The sequence below is a fragment of the Ruegeria sp. YTSA108 genome, from assembly GCF_059610185.1.
This window is the reverse complement of sequence record NZ_JBXWND010000001.1, coordinates 426,272-441,643: the sequence shown is the minus strand read 5'-3', so window position 1 is coordinate 441,643 and position 15,372 is coordinate 426,272. Positions and strand designations below refer to the sequence as shown.

17 protein-coding genes are annotated in these 15,372 nt (G+C 58.0%); 7 read left to right on the top strand and 10 right to left on the bottom strand.

The window, feature by feature from the left end; all coding sequences use genetic code 11:
- Positions 1-48: 48 nt before the first annotated feature.
- The 7 genes from AC2FHW_RS02200 (at position 49) to AC2FHW_RS02170 (ending at position 6,088) form a co-directional block, all read left to right on the top strand.
- Positions 49-843, top strand: a complete 795-nt coding sequence (locus AC2FHW_RS02200) for an ABC transporter ATP-binding protein (RefSeq protein WP_496677797.1) — start codon at positions 49-51, stop codon at positions 841-843.
- Positions 836-1,768 (top strand): ABC transporter permease, encoded by a 933-nt coding sequence (locus AC2FHW_RS02195; protein WP_142634380.1) that lies wholly within the window; start codon positions 836-838, stop codon positions 1,766-1,768. Before AC2FHW_RS02200 ends, AC2FHW_RS02195 begins: the two co-directional genes overlap by 8 nt.
- Positions 1,765-2,610, top strand: a complete 846-nt coding sequence (locus tag AC2FHW_RS02190) for an ABC transporter permease (RefSeq protein WP_496813068.1) — start codon at positions 1,765-1,767, stop codon at positions 2,608-2,610. The genes AC2FHW_RS02195 and AC2FHW_RS02190 overlap by 4 nt, the downstream gene beginning before the upstream one ends.
- A gap of 60 nt (positions 2,611-2,670) precedes the next feature.
- A complete protein-coding gene (locus AC2FHW_RS02185) occupies positions 2,671-3,660 on the top strand; it encodes an ABC transporter substrate-binding protein (protein WP_496707862.1) in 990 nt (329 codons plus the stop codon).
- Positions 3,661-3,813: 153 nt separating this feature from the next.
- The gene (locus tag AC2FHW_RS02180; protein WP_281994749.1) at positions 3,814-4,527 is read left to right on the top strand and encodes an ABC transporter permease; all 714 of its coding nucleotides are present in this window, start codon (positions 3,814-3,816) and stop codon (positions 4,525-4,527) included.
- Positions 4,520-5,254, top strand: a complete 735-nt coding sequence (locus AC2FHW_RS02175; protein WP_496821362.1) for an ATP-binding cassette domain-containing protein — start codon at positions 4,520-4,522, stop codon at positions 5,252-5,254. Before AC2FHW_RS02180 ends, AC2FHW_RS02175 begins: the two co-directional genes overlap by 8 nt.
- An 18-nt stretch (positions 5,255-5,272) precedes the next feature.
- Complete coding sequence (locus AC2FHW_RS02170) at positions 5,273-6,088, top strand: ABC transporter substrate-binding protein (protein ID WP_271946565.1); 816 nt, start codon at positions 5,273-5,275, stop codon at positions 6,086-6,088.
- 2 nt (positions 6,089-6,090) lie between these two features.
- Here AC2FHW_RS02170 and AC2FHW_RS02165 read toward each other — a convergent pair whose 3' ends face one another.
- The 10 genes from AC2FHW_RS02165 to AC2FHW_RS02120 all read right to left on the bottom strand — a co-directional run bounded on the left by AC2FHW_RS02165 (position 6,091) and on the right by AC2FHW_RS02120 (position 15,272).
- Positions 6,091-6,963: a substrate-binding domain-containing protein gene (locus AC2FHW_RS02165; protein WP_496728144.1), complete on the bottom strand. Its 873-nt coding sequence runs from the start codon at positions 6,961-6,963 to the stop codon at positions 6,091-6,093.
- Positions 6,964-7,089 (bottom strand): hypothetical protein, encoded by a 126-nt coding sequence (locus tag AC2FHW_RS02160; RefSeq protein WP_271946568.1) that lies wholly within the window; start codon positions 7,087-7,089, stop codon positions 6,964-6,966.
- Positions 7,090-7,102: 13 nt separating this feature from the next.
- Positions 7,103-8,365 (bottom strand): c-type cytochrome, encoded by a 1,263-nt coding sequence (locus AC2FHW_RS02155; protein ID WP_496821361.1) that lies wholly within the window; start codon positions 8,363-8,365, stop codon positions 7,103-7,105.
- Positions 8,366-9,547, bottom strand: a complete 1,182-nt coding sequence (locus AC2FHW_RS02150; RefSeq protein WP_496728148.1) for a formate dehydrogenase subunit gamma — start codon at positions 9,545-9,547, stop codon at positions 8,366-8,368.
- Between the two features lie 121 nt (positions 9,548-9,668).
- Positions 9,669-10,262, bottom strand: coding sequence for a formate dehydrogenase FDH3 subunit beta (gene fdh3B / locus AC2FHW_RS02145; protein ID WP_085821701.1), 594 nt, complete (start codon positions 10,260-10,262; stop codon positions 9,669-9,671).
- Between the two features lie 11 nt (positions 10,263-10,273).
- Entirely contained in the window at positions 10,274-13,168 is a 2,895-nt protein-coding gene (locus tag AC2FHW_RS02140) for a formate dehydrogenase subunit alpha (RefSeq protein WP_496821360.1), read from the bottom strand.
- 107 nt (positions 13,169-13,275) lie between these two features.
- Complete coding sequence (locus AC2FHW_RS02135; RefSeq protein WP_142634359.1) at positions 13,276-13,464, bottom strand: ubiquinol-cytochrome c reductase iron-sulfur subunit N-terminal domain-containing protein; 189 nt, start codon at positions 13,462-13,464, stop codon at positions 13,276-13,278.
- A 59-nt stretch (positions 13,465-13,523) separates the two neighbouring features.
- Entirely contained in the window at positions 13,524-14,135 is a 612-nt protein-coding gene (locus AC2FHW_RS02130; RefSeq protein WP_271946579.1) for a TorD/DmsD family molecular chaperone, read from the bottom strand.
- 4 nt (positions 14,136-14,139) lie between these two features.
- Positions 14,140-14,721, bottom strand: a complete 582-nt coding sequence (locus AC2FHW_RS02125) for a DUF3306 domain-containing protein (RefSeq protein WP_282021337.1) — start codon at positions 14,719-14,721, stop codon at positions 14,140-14,142.
- Positions 14,718-15,272 carry a DUF3305 domain-containing protein gene (locus AC2FHW_RS02120; RefSeq protein ID WP_142634353.1) on the bottom strand — a complete coding sequence of 185 codons (555 nt, stop codon included), beginning with the start codon at positions 15,270-15,272 and terminating at the stop codon, positions 14,718-14,720. The genes AC2FHW_RS02125 and AC2FHW_RS02120 overlap by 4 nt, the downstream gene beginning before the upstream one ends.
- Between the last annotated feature and the right edge of the window lie 100 nt (positions 15,273-15,372).

Sequence of the window (15,372 nt, the reverse complement as noted above, 5' to 3'; positions counted from 1 at the left end):
ATGTGGCAGATATCACGTCTTATTACGGTTTAAGTTCAAGGGGATGGAATGAATATTGAAACCGCTGCACCGCCTGTAATCGAGGCGCGGCAACTGGATCTGACCTTTCAGACCAATGACGGGCCGGTCCACGCTCTGAAGGATGTGAACCTGACCATCGAAAAGGGAGAATTCGTCAGCTTCATCGGACCTTCCGGCTGTGGTAAGACCACCTTTTTGCGGTGCATCGCTGCGTTGGAAACACCGACTGGCGGGACATTGACCGTCAACAGTATGACCCCGGATGAAGCGCGGCGGAAACGGGCCTATGGTTATGTATTTCAGGCCGCGGGTCTGTACCCTTGGCGCACCATTTCCAAGAACATCAAGCTCCCGCTTGAAATCATGGGGTTTACAGCTGCCGAGCAGGAAGAACGCGTAAACAAGGTTTTGGAACTTGTTGATCTTGAAGGGTTTGGTGGAAAGTTTCCCTGGCAGTTGTCGGGGGGAATGCAGCAACGGGCCAGCATCGCACGGGCGCTGGCCTTTGATGCGGATATCCTGCTTATGGACGAACCTTTTGGCGCGTTGGATGAGATTGTCCGCGATCACCTGAACGAGCAGCTTCTGGCGCTTTGGGCGCGGACTGAAAAGACCATTGGGTTTGTCACCCATTCCATCCCTGAGGCCGTCTATCTGAGCACCAAGATCGTTGTAATGAGCCCTCGGCCCGGACGGATCACTGACGTGATCGACAGTCCGTTGCCGAAAGAGCGGCCGCTCGATATTCGCGACACGCCGGAATTCATCGAAGTTGCCCATAGGGTGCGAGAAGGGTTGCGCGCGGGGCATTCGGATGAATAGCAGCGGGTTCAAGGCATTCTGGGCTGTATTGACGGTACTGGCCGTCATAGTAGCCTTTTGGTACGCCGCTTGTATTCCGATGAATATCAAAGGCGTTCTGACCGAACAAGAACGGGCCGGGGCCACAGTTCAGCCACCCTCGGCAAAAGATCGTCGCGATCTGTCCGAATTCAGCTTGGTTCTGGACAATAGCTTTGCCATTCCAGCCACGTGGGAACAGGATCGTCCGCGGTTGCCCGCTCCGCATCAGGTGGCCGTTGAGATATGGAAGACAACAGTTCAGAAGAAAATCACCTCAAAGCGCTCGCTGGTTTATCACGGCTGGGTGACGCTGAGTGCGACGATACTGGGTTTTGCCATTGGCACCGGCCTGGGAATTCTGCTGGCTGTTGGGATCGTACATAGCCGGGTCATGGACCTGTCGGTCATGCCCTGGGCGATAGTCAGCCAGACCATCCCGATCATCGCTCTGGCCCCAATGATCATTGTGGTCCTATATTCCGTTGGTGTGCAGGGGATCATCCCCAAGGCGGTCATATCGGCCTATCTCAGCTTTTTTCCTGTCGTGGTGGGCATGGTCAAAGGTTTGCGCAGCCCGGATGCGATGCAACTGGATTTGCTGCGTACCTATAGCGCGAGCCACGCGCAGGGGTTCTGGAAACTGCGTTTGCCGGCCTCGATGCCGTATCTGTTCACATCGCTGAAGATAGGCATTGCGGCTTCATTGGTAGGGGCCATCGTGGGGGAATTGCCCACCGGGGCAGTTGCGGGACTGGGTGCGCGCCTGCTGGCAGGCAGCTATTATGGTCAGACCGTGCAAATCTGGTCGGCCCTGTTTGCGGCGGCGATTCTGGCGGCCTGTCTTGTGGGGCTTCTGGGGCTGATTGAAAAGTCCGTCCTGAAACGGATGGGGATTGCGCAATGATACCAATTCTGGGCGCACTCGGTGTGTGGCTGTTGGGATGGTGGTTGAACGGCCGCTTGGCCAGCGGGCCTTATGCTGATACGCGGATGGTCCGGTTTCTGGCTCCGCTGATCTTTGGTCTGACTATCATCGTCATCTGGGAGCTTTTAGTGCGCGGCCTTGAGGTGTCTTTGGTCATTCTGCCCGCTCCATCGGTTATCTGGATTCGGTTCTGGGACAGTTTGCCAACGCTTTGGATGGATTTCGTGCAAACCATCATCAAGGGCGCGCTGAGCGGTTACATCATCGGCTGTGGAGCCGCCCTCCTGATGGCGATTGCAGTGGACCGGTGGGATTTTCTACGCCTTGGGCTTTTGCCCGTGGGCAACTTCGTGGCTGCTCTGCCGATTGTCGGCACCGCGCCGATTCTGGTCATGTGGTTCGGGTTCGACTGGCACTCCAAAGCGGCGGTGGTTGTCGTGATGGTCTTTTTCCCAATGCTGGTGAACACCGTCGCCGGGCTGCGCGAGGCGACAGCAATGCAGCGCGACCTGATGGAGACCTATGCCGCCACCTATTGGCAAAGCTTTCTGAAGCTGCGCTTGCCTGCCGCGATGCCATTTGTTTTCAATGGTCTCAAGATATCCACCACCCTTGCATTGATCGGCGCTATCGTGGCCGAGTTCTTTGGCTCACCGACGCTTGGCATGGGGTTTCGGATATCAACCAGCGTGGGGCAGCTCTCACTGGATATGGTCTGGGCCGAGATCGTAGTGGCGGCTTTGGCCGGGACATCATTTTATGGTCTGGTGGCCATGATCGAAAAGGCGGTGACCTTCTGGCACCCATCGCAGCGCGGATAAAAATTCAACAGACCCCAAAAATGAAAAATGGGGCGCCAACTGAAACTAGGAGATGTGAAGATGAAAAAGATACTCAGCGGGGCGGTTGCCGCCTTTAGCCTGGCCGCCAGTGCAGCCTGGTCAGCGGATGAGGTGACATTGCAGTTGAAATGGGTCACGCAAGCTCAGTTCGCAGGTTATTACGTGGCCAAAGACAAAGGGTTCTACGAAGAAGAAGGTCTTGATGTCACAATTCTGCCAGGCGGCCCGGACATAGCGCCGACACAGGTCATTGCCGGTGGGGGCGCTGACGTGACGGTCGAGTGGATGCCAGCTGCGTTGGCCGCGCGCGAAAAGGGCCTGCCGCTGGTGAATATTGCCCAGCCTTTCAAAAGCTCGGGTATGATGCTGACCTGCTGGAAAGATGCCGGTATTTCCGCACCAGAAGACCTTAAGAACCGGACACTGGGCGTCTGGTTCTTTGGCAACGAATTCCCCTTCATGAGCTGGATGAGCCAGCTGGGCATTGATACCGGTGGCAAGAGCGAAAATGGCGTCGAGGTTTTGAAGCAGGGCTTTAATGTCGACCCGCTGCTGCAGCGTCAGGCTGATTGCATCAGCACCATGACCTATAACGAATACTGGCAGGTCATAGATTCCGGCGTCAGCCCCGACGAACTGGTCACATTCAAATACGAAGATCAGGGCGTCGCGACGCTGGAAGACGGCCTGTACGTTCTTGAAGAGAACCTGAACGACGCGGCATTTGTCGACAAGATGGAACGTTTCGTGCGGGCGTCGATGAAGGGGTGGAAATATGCCGAGGAGAACCCAGATGAAGCGGCCGATATCGTGCTTGAAAATGACGAGACTGGCGCCCAGACCGAAGCGCATCAGAAACGTATGATGGGTGAGATTGCCAAGCTGACTGCGGGCTCAAACGGATCGCTTGATCCGGCGGATTTTGAGCGCACTGTAGGGACGCTGCTTGCCGGTGGTTCTGATCCCGTTATCACAAAACAACCCGAAGGTGCCTGGACGCATCAGATTTCGGATGCAGCACTGAACTGAGTCAGGTTCACGATGGAATATGGCGCGGTCCCAAATGGGGCCGCGTTTTTTGTTGGAAGCGTCGAAAATGTGACTGAACTTGTAGGGCGTTTGTCATAGTAATTACCTGTAAATTATAGCAAACTGTTCAACATGGGAGATATCAGGTAGATAATGCAGGATTTTACAACAGAATTCAGGTCGGCGCTTGCTTTGATCCTTCATTGGGATCCGGAGCTGTGGGCGATTGTTCTGTTGTCCCTGAAAGTCTCTGTTTTTGCCGTTCTGATTTCTGCCGTTATCGGGATGCCCATGGGCGCGGCTTTGGCCGTTGCGCGTTTTCCAGGGCGGCGGATTCTGATCGTCTTGATGAATGCCTTGATGGGCTTGCCCCCGGTTGTGGTAGGTTTGCTGGTCTATCTGATGCTGTCGCGTTCCGGCCCGTTGGGGGTCCTTGAATTGCTCTACACACCGACGGCGATGATTATTGCTCAGGTCGTTCTGGTGACCCCGATCGTTGCCGCACTGACACGTCAAGTGGTCGAAATGCTGGCCGAGGAATATTCCGAGCAACTCCGCTCACTCGGCCTGTCGCGGATGGCATCGATTCCGGTGCTATTGTGGGATGCGCGGCTGTCTCTTGTTACGGCATTGCTGGCGGGGTTTGGCCGTGCGATTGCCGAAGTTGGAGCGGTTATTATCGTTGGCGGCAATATCAATCACGTCACGCGGGTGATGACGACGACAATCGCCCTTGAAACGTCCAAGGGTAATTTGGCCTTGGCGCTTGCGCTTGGGGCGATCCTGATTGCCATAGCCATCGCAGTAAACGCCATGGTCAGCACGCTTAGCCTGCGGGCCGAGAAGGAAGGGTTGCGCCATGCGTGATCTGGTGCCCGAGATGGTGAAATGTCTTTCTGTTCACAGTTTACAGATTTCCCGCAAGGGAAAGACACTGCTTCAAGTGCCAGAGTTATCCCTGATGGGGCTGGGACCAACTTTGATCCTTGGGCCGAACGGAGCGGGCAAGAGCCTGCTTTTGCGCTGTTTGCACGGGCTTATCGTCCCGGATAGCGGCAGGGTTCAGCAGGACGGGATTGCCCTGAATGCGTATCACAAATCACGACAGGCGATGGTGTTTCAAAGACCGGTTCTGTTGCGCCGGTCCGTGTCAACCAATCTTGATTTTGTGCTAAAGCGTCAGGGCATGTCCCGTGCAATTCGCAAATCCCGGATCGACGAATTGCTGGCCGAAGGTGGGCTAGAGGGTAAGGCGCGCCAGTCCGCCAGATCGCTGTCCGGGGGCGAGGCGCAACGGCTGGCCATCCTGCGCGCGCTGGCGCTGGACCCGGAGACTTTGTTCCTGGACGAACCAACCAGTTCGCTTGATCCCGGTGCTACGCAGATGATCGAACGGATGATCTTGCGCGCTTCGAACCGAGGGGTACGCATTGTCATGGTATCCCACGATATCGGTCAGGCACGCCGTCTGGCAACGGATATCGTCATGATGCAGGCCGGGCACGTGGTCGAACACGGTGCTGCCAAACAAGTTCTGGATGCCCCGACAAGTGACGCCGCGCGCCGGTTTGTTGCCGGTGGTCTGGTAACCTAATCAGAATATGGAGTTCAAATGATCCGCAAATTCGTCGGGGCTGCAGTAATCGCGCTTGGCCTGAACACTACAGCCGCATTGACCGAAACACCATTTATTGTAGTCCAATCAACCACGTCGACTCAGAATTCGGGCTTGTTCGACCATATCCTGCCAGGCTTTGAAGCCGAAAGCGGGATTGATGTCCGCGTGGTGGCTGTTGGTACAGGGCAGGCGATCCGCAATGCGATCAACGGTGACGGGGACGTCTTGCTGGTTCACGCCAAACCTGCCGAAGAGAAGTTTGTGGCAGATGGTTGGGGTGTTGAGCGGTCGGGCGTGATGTACAATGATTTTGTCCTTGTAGGGCCAAAATCCGATCCCGCCAAAGTGAAAGGTGGGACTGACATTATCGCGGCGCTGACTGCGGTCGCTGAGGCCGAGGCGCCCTTCGCCTCTCGCGGGGATGACAGCGGGACGCATAAGGCGGAACTGGGCCATTGGGCCACCTCCGGTATTGACCCGACCGGCGCCTCGGGCACCTGGTACCGGGAAACCGGATCCGGGATGGGGGCGACACTGAATGTGGCCAGCGGGATGGGGGCTTATGCGCTGACGGATCGCGCGACTTGGCAGAGCTTTGGCAATAAGGGAAACCTAGAGGTTATGGTTGAGGGCGATCCGCGCCTGTTTAATCAATATGGGATTATTCTTGTGAACCCTGACAAGCATCCCAAAGTGCGGGCGGCCTCGGGGCAGCGCTTTATTGACTGGTTGACCGGACCCGAAGGGCAGGCGGCCATCGCATCTTACACGCTGGACGGCCAGCAGCTGTTCTTTCCCAACGCCCAATAGGGTCAGCCGCTGGCTCCATTGTGATGGATGGTTCCCAGATCCGACAAGTCATACCCGCCGAATTCTTCTGCCCGGGTGGCAAAGCGGTCGGATTGCACAAAGCCGAGCAACCGAAGCATCGGGCCATCGAAATAGGCGCGCCTCCAGATAGCAAGGTCCAGGCGTTCGGTATGGGTCGGGGCAAAGCCCAGATTGTACAGCCCTGCAAGCGCACCCAGGCCGAATCCGGCATCGGCTTTATTGTCATGCAGGGCTATGGCCAGCTCTTCTTCGGTACGTGCGCAGGTCGGCAGGGTATCCAGATCGTCTCGGTTCAGGCCGTGCGCCTGCAGTTGCGTGTCGAACAACCGTTGACTGGCGGCACTGTCCTGACGAAGAAGAATGCGACGGCCCCTGAGGTCAGAAAAGTCCGATATCCCAGTCACACCGGGGGCCATTAGTAGCCCACGCTGGCGTTTTGCTAGTTCGAACAGAATGACGGGTGCCTCTCCCAGATGGTCCTGCAGAGATTGCGTGTTGAATCCGTCTGTCTCGTGGATATGCAGCGCCGCAGCCTGCGCTGATCGTTCTTTCAGGCGATTCAAGCCGTCAAATGAGCCGTCATAATAAGTTGCCAGGCCCGACCCGCTTTCCCGCAGAGCCCAATCCAACAGCGGATCATGACTGCCCGCCACGATCGGCGGCAGCGACGGTTCTGCGACCTGCGGTCCGCAGCGCGATGCGTTCAGCCAGGCAATGACTTCGGCCCTTGGAAACAAGAGTTTGCCCATGGCACGGACACAGGGGACCTCGCCGGATGAGGCAAGGTCATAGGCTTTACGCTCGCCAATGCGCAGCAGGTCCGCCAGTTCTTTGGTGGTCAGGTATTCTGACATTCAGTCGAGGCGCACGGCCGAACCCGCGCTGGCATTCGCCGCGCTGAATCCGAATTGGCCTAAGGCAAATGGCGCAGCGACGGCAATTACAGCCATCGTGGCAACTGCGGCTAGAAAGGCTTTCATATTTACCTCCGGTTCAGTTTTCCGGTGCCGTGACGCGGCGCAGAAAGGCGATCAAATCTATGCGGTCATCCGCTTGTGTAATCCGTTGCATGGGCATCTTCGATCCCGGAATGTAATGGTCTGGTCCTTGGTCGAAAAGGGCATTTATCGTCTCGCCATTCCAAATGATATCAGAGTCTTGCAGCGTGTCCGAGTAGAAATATCCCGGTAAGCTGCCCGCCCGGCGACCAAACACACCAGAGAGCGTAGGTCCAGCACGTCTGTGCCCGTCCGCCGTCAGGCTGTGGCAGATCGAGCATTTGCGCACGAATTGGCGCTCGCCATTGTCCATCTGGTCAGGGTTCTTCAGAAAACTAGGTTCAGTCGCGGCCATCAGTTGTTGGTCGCCAAGGTCAGATACCGGCCAGCTATACATCGCCTCATCTATACCACCTGCATAGATGTTTTTACCATCGGTTGAGAAGGCCAGCGCCCAGACCGGACCGCGCAATGTGGCCCGGAAATCCTGTGCGATGCGCCAGTCGATGGTATCGACCAACATGATATGACCCTCACCATCCCCCACCGCCAGCAAGCTGCGGTCCGGGCTGAGAGCCAGCGCAAGGATTGGACGGCGGTCCAGGGTGAAATCATGCTCGTCGCCTGTAGTCAGATCACGAATGCGCGTGACGCCATCGACGGCCCCATAGGCAATCCAGTTTTCATGGGGATTCAGGACCAGTTCGTTGATGCCGAACCCGTTATCAACCAGTCGCAGTTTTTCCTGACCGGTTGCGACATCCCAAAGACGAACCGCCCCATCAACCCCGCCGGTATACAGCGCATCCCCGTTTGGTGTGAACACAACAGCATTCACACCGCTGCCTGTGGGCCCCAATATCCTTGGCTCTGACCCGTCAAGCGGCCAAACCCCTATCGTGCCGTCCCAACTGGCAGTGGCGATGTGGGAGTTTGAAACAGCAATATCGACGATCTTGCCTTTGTGCCGCCCGAGGATTTGGCCATCCGGCCACCGGCGCAGGGTAAAGTCGTCACCCGCGGAATAGATCGCTGTGCCGCCAAAGGCGACGCTGTTCACGGCAGCCTCGTGCCCTTCAAGCCATTGCGGCGTGCGGTCTGACCACAGGCCGACGGAGTTGTCGAAGCTGGCCGTCGCAATCCGGCCGTCCGGCGCGGAGGCAATCCCCATGATCGGCCCGCCATGACCTTTCAGCGTGAAAAACTCGGCCAAAGCGGGCAGGGGGGTCAACACCAGTGCAAGGATTAGACTGCGCATCTATTCCGCAGGCGAGGCCGCTGCCTTATTGGCCTCTTTTTCCTGGACCTCTTCCAGCCAAAGCGAGTGGTGCTCACGCGCCCATTGTTCCTCGACCTCGCCGGTGCCCATCGCGTCGAAAGCGCCCTCCATGCCCACCGAGCCCAGGTAGATATGCGCGATGATGATGGCGATGAAGACATAGGCGACCATCACGTGCCAAACCTGAGCATATTGCATCTCTTCTTGGGGGGACATCTGCACCGGAAGGTTCATACCCAACATCTGCGGGATGCCGGTGGCATTTGCGATTGAGAAGGTCTTAGCAAACAGCGGCATCTCAAACGGGAACAGCAGAGACAGGCCAGACAGGCTGATCGATACGCCCAGCAGGATACAGGCCCAGAAGATGATCTTTTGACCCGCGTTGAATTTTTTGGCCGGGGGATGGCTGCCTTTCGTGAACAACCCGCCGCCGGCGGCCAGCCATTTCAGGTCGGTGCGGTTGGGGATGTTGTGGGCGATCCAGTTCACAGTGACCATGATCAAACCAAGCATGAAGGCCCAGGCGAGGTTGTTATGCAGCCATTTGCAGCCCTGCGCTATGGCCGCAAAGCCTTCTTTCCCGAAGATCGGGATCAAAAAGTCTCGACCATAAAGGGTCAGCAAACCGGTCAGGCCAAGGATCAAGAAAGAGCCCGCGAACAACCAATGTCCGAACCGCTCAAAGCCCGAGAAACGCGTAACTGTGCGTCCCGTCTTTTCACCATCAATGCGGATTTTACCCCGGACCAAGAAGAACAGCAGCAGGATGCCAAGCATCCCGGCCAGAATATACGTGCCGTAATCGCGCAACGGGCCTGTTCGGAAATTCAACCACCACATGCCTCCGTCCTGTATCAAGACGCTGGCCGCAGGACCGTTCGACGAAACGGTCACATCCGCCGAGCCATAGCGCAAAGCGCGATAGACGTCGCTGTCAGACGCCACGCCACGTGTGCCCAACTGGCCCAACAGGCCTTCGGCATTGCCCTTGCCGGTGTTATCCGAGCGATATGTGGTGTCCACGTCTTCACCTCGCTGCCGGGCCAAGATATCCTCGAGCGTGGTCGCACCACCCGTCGAATTGCGATCCGGAGCATCCTGAGCAAGGGCAGGAACAGTCAAAACAATGAGACAGAACAGAAGTCGCAGGAAAGTCATATGAACCTCGTGACGCGGTCATTGGCGTAGGCCCTTTTCCGGGCGGGCAGAGATTTTTCGTCGAAAAATCTTAGTGCTCCCCGGCACACGGTTTGCGCGCCGGGGAAGGTTTGGCCAAGGATCAGCCGTCTTTTTGGTCGTAGGCTGTGCCCCACCCCCAGGCGCCAGACCCGAAACCGCGCGCCACTACGCGTTCGCGATAGATGGCCGATACCACGTCGCCGTCACCGGCAAGCAGGGCCTTGGTGGAACACATCTCGGCGCAGATGGGCAGTTTGCCTTCTGCGATCCGGTTGCGACCGTATTTGGCGAACTCTGCGGTCGAGTGCGTTTCCTCGGGGCCACCGGCGCAGAAGGTACATTTGTCCATCTTGCCACGTGATCCGAAGTTGCCTGCCTGTGGGTATTGCGGCGCGCCGAAGGGGCACGCATAGAAGCAATAGCCGCAGCCAATGCACAGGTCCTTGGAGTGCAGGACGACCCCTTCTTCGTTCTGATAGAAGCAGTCAACCGGGCACACCGCCATACAGGGCGCATCCGAGCAATGCATACAGGCAACCGAGATCGAGCGTTCGCCCGGGTCGCCGTCATTGATCGTCACCACTCTGCGGCGGTTGATGCCCCAAGGCACCTCGTGCTCGTTCTTACACGCGGTTACGCAGGCGTTGCATTCGATGCAGCGTTCAGCGTCGCAGAGAAACTTTGCTCTAGCCATTGTCGTCCTCCTTACGCTGCTGAGATCTTGCAGAGAGTCGCTTTGGTCTCCTGCATCTGGGTTACTGAATCATAGCCATAGGTCTGGGCGGTGTTCGAACTTTCTCCCAGCACATAGGGATCAGCGCCTGAGGGGTATTTGTCCCGCAGATCCTGACCCTGGAAATGGCCGCCAAAGTGGAATGGCATAAAGGCCACGCCGGCACCAACCCTGTTGGTCAGCATCGCCATCACCTTGACCTTACCACCCTCAGGCCCTTCGACCCAGACCTGAGCCCCGTCGCGAATGCCCAGGTTGTTGGCATCGCGTGGGTTGATCTCGACGAACATGTCCTGTTGCAGTTCGGCCAGCCACGGGTTCGACCGGGATTCCTCACCTCCGCCCTCATATTCGACCAGACGACCAGACGTCAGGATTATCGGGTAATCCTTTGAAAAGTCGTTCTTCTGGATCGAAGCATACAGGGTTGGCAGGCGATAGGACTGACGATCCTCATAGGTCGGATAATCCTCTACCAGATCACGCCGGTTGGTATAAAGCGGCTCGCGATGCAACGGGATCGGGTCCGGGAAAGTCCAGACCACGGTGCGGGCCTTGGCGTTGCCAAAGGGCGCACAGCCATGTGCAATCGCAACCCTCTGGATGCCGCCTGACAGGTCGGTTTTCCAGTTGGTCTTTGGCCCCGCAACGGCGTCGATGGCCGCACGTTCTTCGGCCGTCAGATCGCCGTCCCAACCAAGATCCATTAGCATCTGCATCGTGAATTCAGGATATCCGTCCTGAATTTCCGACCCAACGCTATAGACCCCTTCCGCCAGCAGGTTGTCGCCATCACGTTCCACGCCAAAGCGCGCGCGGAAGGTCAGGCCACCTTCGGCCACCGGTTTGGACATGTCATAGAGGTTTGGTGTCCCTGTATGACCCATCTCTGGCGTTCCCCAGCACGGCCAGGGCAGACCGTAGTATTCGCCGTCGTTTGGTCCACCAATAGCTTGCAGCGTGGTTCTGTCGAACGTGTGCTGATTGGCCATGTGGCTTTTCAAACGCTCTGGCGACTGGCCGGTATAGCCGATGGTCCAGAGGCCCGAGTTGAACTCACGCGTGATGCTTTCTACATTCGGGGTCTCAGGGTCCTCCATCTCGATGTTGCGGAAGAACCGATCTGCCCAGCCGAATTTGTTGGCGAACTTGGCCATGATGACCTCGTCCGGCAGGCTTTCGAACAGTGGTTCGACCACCTTGTCGCGCCACTGCAACGACCGGTTCGAGGCCGTGACCGAGCCACGGGTTTCGAACTGCGTACAGGCGGGCAACAGGTAAACGCCATCGGTCCGATCATGCAGAACGGCGGAAACGGTGGGATACGGGTCGATCACGACCAGCATGTCCAGCTTTTCCATCGCCGTCTTCATTTCCGGCCCACGGGTTTGCGAGTTCGGAGCGTGCCCCCACAGAACCATGGCGCGGACATTGTTGTCCTGATCCATGTTGGCGGGGTCTTCCAGAACACCGTCGATCCAACGAGAGACCGGGATGCCGCGCTCATTCTGCAGCGGTTTATCCTTGCCCTCCTTGTCCTTGATCGAGGCGAACTGGCCGGACAGCCATTCAGGGTCTTCACCCCAAACGCGCGCCCAATGGCCCCATGCCCCTGCGGACAGGCCATAATAGCCGGGTAGGGTATGGGACAGAACACCAAGGTCCGTCGCACCCTGCACGTTGTCGTGGCCACGGAAGATGTTGGTGCCACCGCCCGACGTTCCCATGTTGCCCAAAGCCAGCTGCAGCACGCAATAGGCGCGTGTGTTGTTGTTGCCATTGGTATGCTGGGTGCCGCCCATGCACCAGATCACCGTGCCAGGACGGTTGTTGGCCATGGTGCGCGCCACGCGCTTAAGCTGTGATCCGGGTACGCCGGTCACACGCTCGGTTTCTTCCGGGTTCCAGTTGGCGACCTCTTCACGGATCTGATCCATGCCCCAGACACGGGTGCGGATGAACTCCTTGTCCTCCCAGCCGTTGTCGAAGATGTGCCAGAGGATACCCCAGATCAGAGCCACGTCAGAGCCGGGGCGGAAGCGGACATATTCATCCGCATGCGCGGCGGTGCGCGTAAAGCGCGGGTCGCAAACGATCAGCGGCGCGTTGTTCTGCTCTTTTGCGCGCAGAACATGCAGCAGCGAGACCGGGTGTGCCTCAGCCGGGTTGCCACCGATGATGAAGATAGCCTTGGAGTTGTGGATGTCATTGTAGCTGTTGGTCATGGCGCCGTAGCCCCATGTATTCGCAACACCAGCAACAGTGGTCGAGTGGCAGATACGGGCCTGATGGTCCACGTTGTTCGTGCCCCAATAGGCGGCGAACTTGCGGAAAAGATAGGCCTGTTCGTTGTTATGTTTCGCGGAACCAAGCCAGTACACACTGTCCGGTCCGGATTCTTCGCGGATGTTCATCATGCCGTCGCCGATCTCGTTGATCGCCTCTTCCCAGCTGATGCGCTTCCACTCGCCGCCTTCCTTTTTCATCGGATATTTCAGGCGGCGCTCACCATGGGCGTGCTCACGGACCGAGGCCCCCTTGGCGCAGTGCGCACCCAGGTTGAAAGGGCTGTCCCAGCCGGGTTCTTGCCCGATCCAGACGCCGTTCTGCACCTCGGCCACTACGGTACAGCCGACCGAGCAATGCGTGCATATGGATTTGAGGTTTTCGACGGCTTGATTGGCCGCTGACTGGGCACTGGCTGGCGTCACGGTTCCACCCGTGGCGCTGATCGCGGCCAACCCGCCGATCGTCAGGCCCGATCCGCGCAGGAACGCGCGGCGATCGACGGTTTTCTCGCCGACCTGGGACAGGATACTTGTCCGCTGGGAGCGTCTCGCAACCCCGTTGGTCTTTTTCCTAAGCATTTCTTTCCTCCCTTGCTGGCCATGTTAGCTATGGCTGGCTTGGTACTGTTGGTGCCGACGTCAGGGCCAATCGCAACCGTCAGTCGGGTGGTGACATCGTCCGGGGTTCAGAACCGGGCGCTGTCCAGATATGCGCGCGTATGCGCGGTGTCCTGCATGCGGGTTTCATCCGTTGGCAGCTCGGCTGCCTCGGCTTGTCCGCTCAGGCTGGCGGCGGCGACTGCAGCGGGCGCTGCGGTTCCGGCCAGTTTCAAGAAGTCACGGCGCGTGGCGCCTTCTTCCTTGGTTTTGCTCATGGGATCCTCCTTTCCCAATTGCGATCTAGCGCCTTTGGGGGCGCTGGCGAGTGGCGGGATCATCCCGCCGTCATTCGAAAGGCTTCACGCTCGATTTCCATGAAAACCCGACCGGCGGTGCCGACCGAGGCATAGAAAACCGAGTTTTCCGCAGCTTCCAAATCTGAATAGAAATGTGCGGCCCAGGGGCCGATGTGCTTGTTCCAGAACGCTTTTTGATCCTCCAACGAGGCGGGCGCGCCAAAGCGACCGACGATCATACCCGCCATCATCTCCATCAACGAGGCGATATTGTCTTCGGGTTCAAACACGTTCTGCGCCCGTGTGATCTGACGAACCGCCATGTCGTTGCGCAGTTGCGCCAGCGGTTTTTCGTTCAGGAAACCAGTCAGGTAGAAACTGGCATAGGGCAGCAGTTCCCCGCGCCCCAGCCCGATGAACAAGGCATTGAATTCGCGTTCGGCAGCCGCGGGTTTGGTCACCTTGGCGACCCGCGACATGGCCTTGATAGCCTGACCCAGATCGGTTTCATCGCCGGTCAGACCAGTAACCTGAGACAGCAGCATCTGATCCGGAGGCGCCGCAAGCAGCAGCCCAAGGAAGTTATAGAAATCCGCACGCAGACGATCCTCGGCTGAGACGTCCAGGTTTTGCGCGTTGCTTGCGGTCATACGGTTATCCTTCGTATTCAAACTTCATGCGGCGTGGGGCAGGCGTAAGCTCTGCCTCATCCGGGTCGTCGATTTCAGAAATCATTACAGGTTCTGCCGAGTGTACCTCGGGCGTTTCGGGCAACTCAGGCTCAGGCTCTGATGTTGGGTCTTCAACCTCAGGCGCTGCGTCTTCCTCTTCGGTCTGAGCGGCCAAAGCCTCGATATGGGCCAGCATTCCCTTGCCGACCTGATAGGCGGTCTGGATATTTTCGATCACGCAGGCGGCGTCGGTATAGTCCTCGCCGTAATCCACCAGCCCATCGACATTGGCCAGAACCGGGTTCAGACGCCAGAGCTGCCGAAGGGCGCGGCGGCGCAATCGGTCAGGCACTGCCTTGGCCATAAAGCCCGAGACGTCGTCACCAACTTGCAACTGATCAGGGTCGGGCAAATTGAATTCCGCCAGAATTTCAGCGTCAGTCTTTTCTTCCAGCTCGCCCCGCTGTTCAGCGAAAGCCTGTTCTTGTGCTGCTACAACCTCGGCTTTGGCCTCAGCCTGAACGGCGGCTTTGCGGCGCGACCAGAAATCGCGGGTTTCTGTCATTGCACAATCCTCCGCGGGGCGCGGAAAACATCCGAGTCCTGCCGGATGCGTACATCCCCTTTGCCGTCCTCAACCAGATCGGTGCGTTTCTTATCACGGCGACGTTTGACGAAGACCTCGTTGCGATGATGCTCCAGTGCGAAATCACGTACCCAAGCGATCAGCCCATCAGTCATTGGGATTTTCTCGACAAGCTCTTCGCCGGTATCGGCGTAGTCCTGTCCTTCGAAGGGTGAGGCGGTCACCAGCACAGCGTCCATCGGCTGTGTTCCATCCAGCGCATCGCGCAGGACCAGATAGATCGAGGGTTGCCCGTCCGACAGGTTGACCATGTAGGCTTCGGCCTCATCTGACCACAGGGTCAGGGGCAGGGTGGCCGCGTGGTATTCGACCGCTTCGCCCTCGCGCCGCATCTCCAGCCAATCGGCCGGTCCAGCGCCGGGCAGCACGGCGACGGCGCGCCAATTCCATTGCGCCCAGCGTGTAACCCCGGGTGTTTTGCGCACGACGACGCCGATTGGCATTTCAATCTGGCTGGCGGCCTTGGCCACTAAGTCCTCCCTGGAAAGCTCTCCCCTGCCTTCCTCAGGGTCTACTATGGTACACAAAGTAGCTTCCTGCCAAGTCCTTGGGTGGTCGAATATGTACCCC

Coding starts and splice junctions, on each gene's coding strand:
- AC2FHW_RS02195 (WP_142634380.1), top strand. CDS start 836: ATGAATAGCAGCGGGTTCAAGGCATTCTGGGCTGTATTGACGGTACTG.
- AC2FHW_RS02185 (WP_496707862.1), top strand. CDS start 2,671: ATGAAAAAGATACTCAGCGGGGCGGTTGCCGCCTTTAGCCTGGCCGCC.
- AC2FHW_RS02135 (WP_142634359.1), bottom strand. CDS start 13,464: ATGAGCAAAACCAAGGAAGAAGGCGCCACGCGCCGTGACTTCTTGAAA.
- AC2FHW_RS02130 (WP_271946579.1), bottom strand. CDS start 14,135: ATGACCGCAAGCAACGCGCAAAACCTGGACGTCTCAGCCGAGGATCGT.
- AC2FHW_RS02125 (WP_282021337.1), bottom strand. CDS start 14,721: ATGACAGAAACCCGCGATTTCTGGTCGCGCCGCAAAGCCGCCGTTCAG.
- AC2FHW_RS02140 (WP_496821360.1), bottom strand. CDS start 13,168: ATGCTTAGGAAAAAGACCAACGGGGTTGCGAGACGCTCCCAGCGGACA.
- AC2FHW_RS02190 (WP_496813068.1), top strand. CDS start 1,765: ATGATACCAATTCTGGGCGCACTCGGTGTGTGGCTGTTGGGATGGTGG.
- AC2FHW_RS02180 (WP_281994749.1), top strand. CDS start 3,814: ATGCAGGATTTTACAACAGAATTCAGGTCGGCGCTTGCTTTGATCCTT.
- AC2FHW_RS02160 (WP_271946568.1), bottom strand. CDS start 7,089: ATGAAAGCCTTTCTAGCCGCAGTTGCCACGATGGCTGTAATTGCCGTC.
- AC2FHW_RS02150 (WP_496728148.1), bottom strand. CDS start 9,547: ATGACTTTCCTGCGACTTCTGTTCTGTCTCATTGTTTTGACTGTTCCT.
- AC2FHW_RS02170 (WP_271946565.1), top strand. CDS start 5,273: ATGATCCGCAAATTCGTCGGGGCTGCAGTAATCGCGCTTGGCCTGAAC.
- AC2FHW_RS02200 (WP_496677797.1), top strand. CDS start 49: ATGAATATTGAAACCGCTGCACCGCCTGTAATCGAGGCGCGGCAACTG.
- AC2FHW_RS02165 (WP_496728144.1), bottom strand. CDS start 6,963: ATGTCAGAATACCTGACCACCAAAGAACTGGCGGACCTGCTGCGCATT.
- AC2FHW_RS02175 (WP_496821362.1), top strand. CDS start 4,520: ATGCGTGATCTGGTGCCCGAGATGGTGAAATGTCTTTCTGTTCACAGT.
- AC2FHW_RS02155 (WP_496821361.1), bottom strand. CDS start 8,365: ATGCGCAGTCTAATCCTTGCACTGGTGTTGACCCCCCTGCCCGCTTTG.
- fdh3B (WP_085821701.1), bottom strand. CDS start 10,262: ATGGCTAGAGCAAAGTTTCTCTGCGACGCTGAACGCTGCATCGAATGC.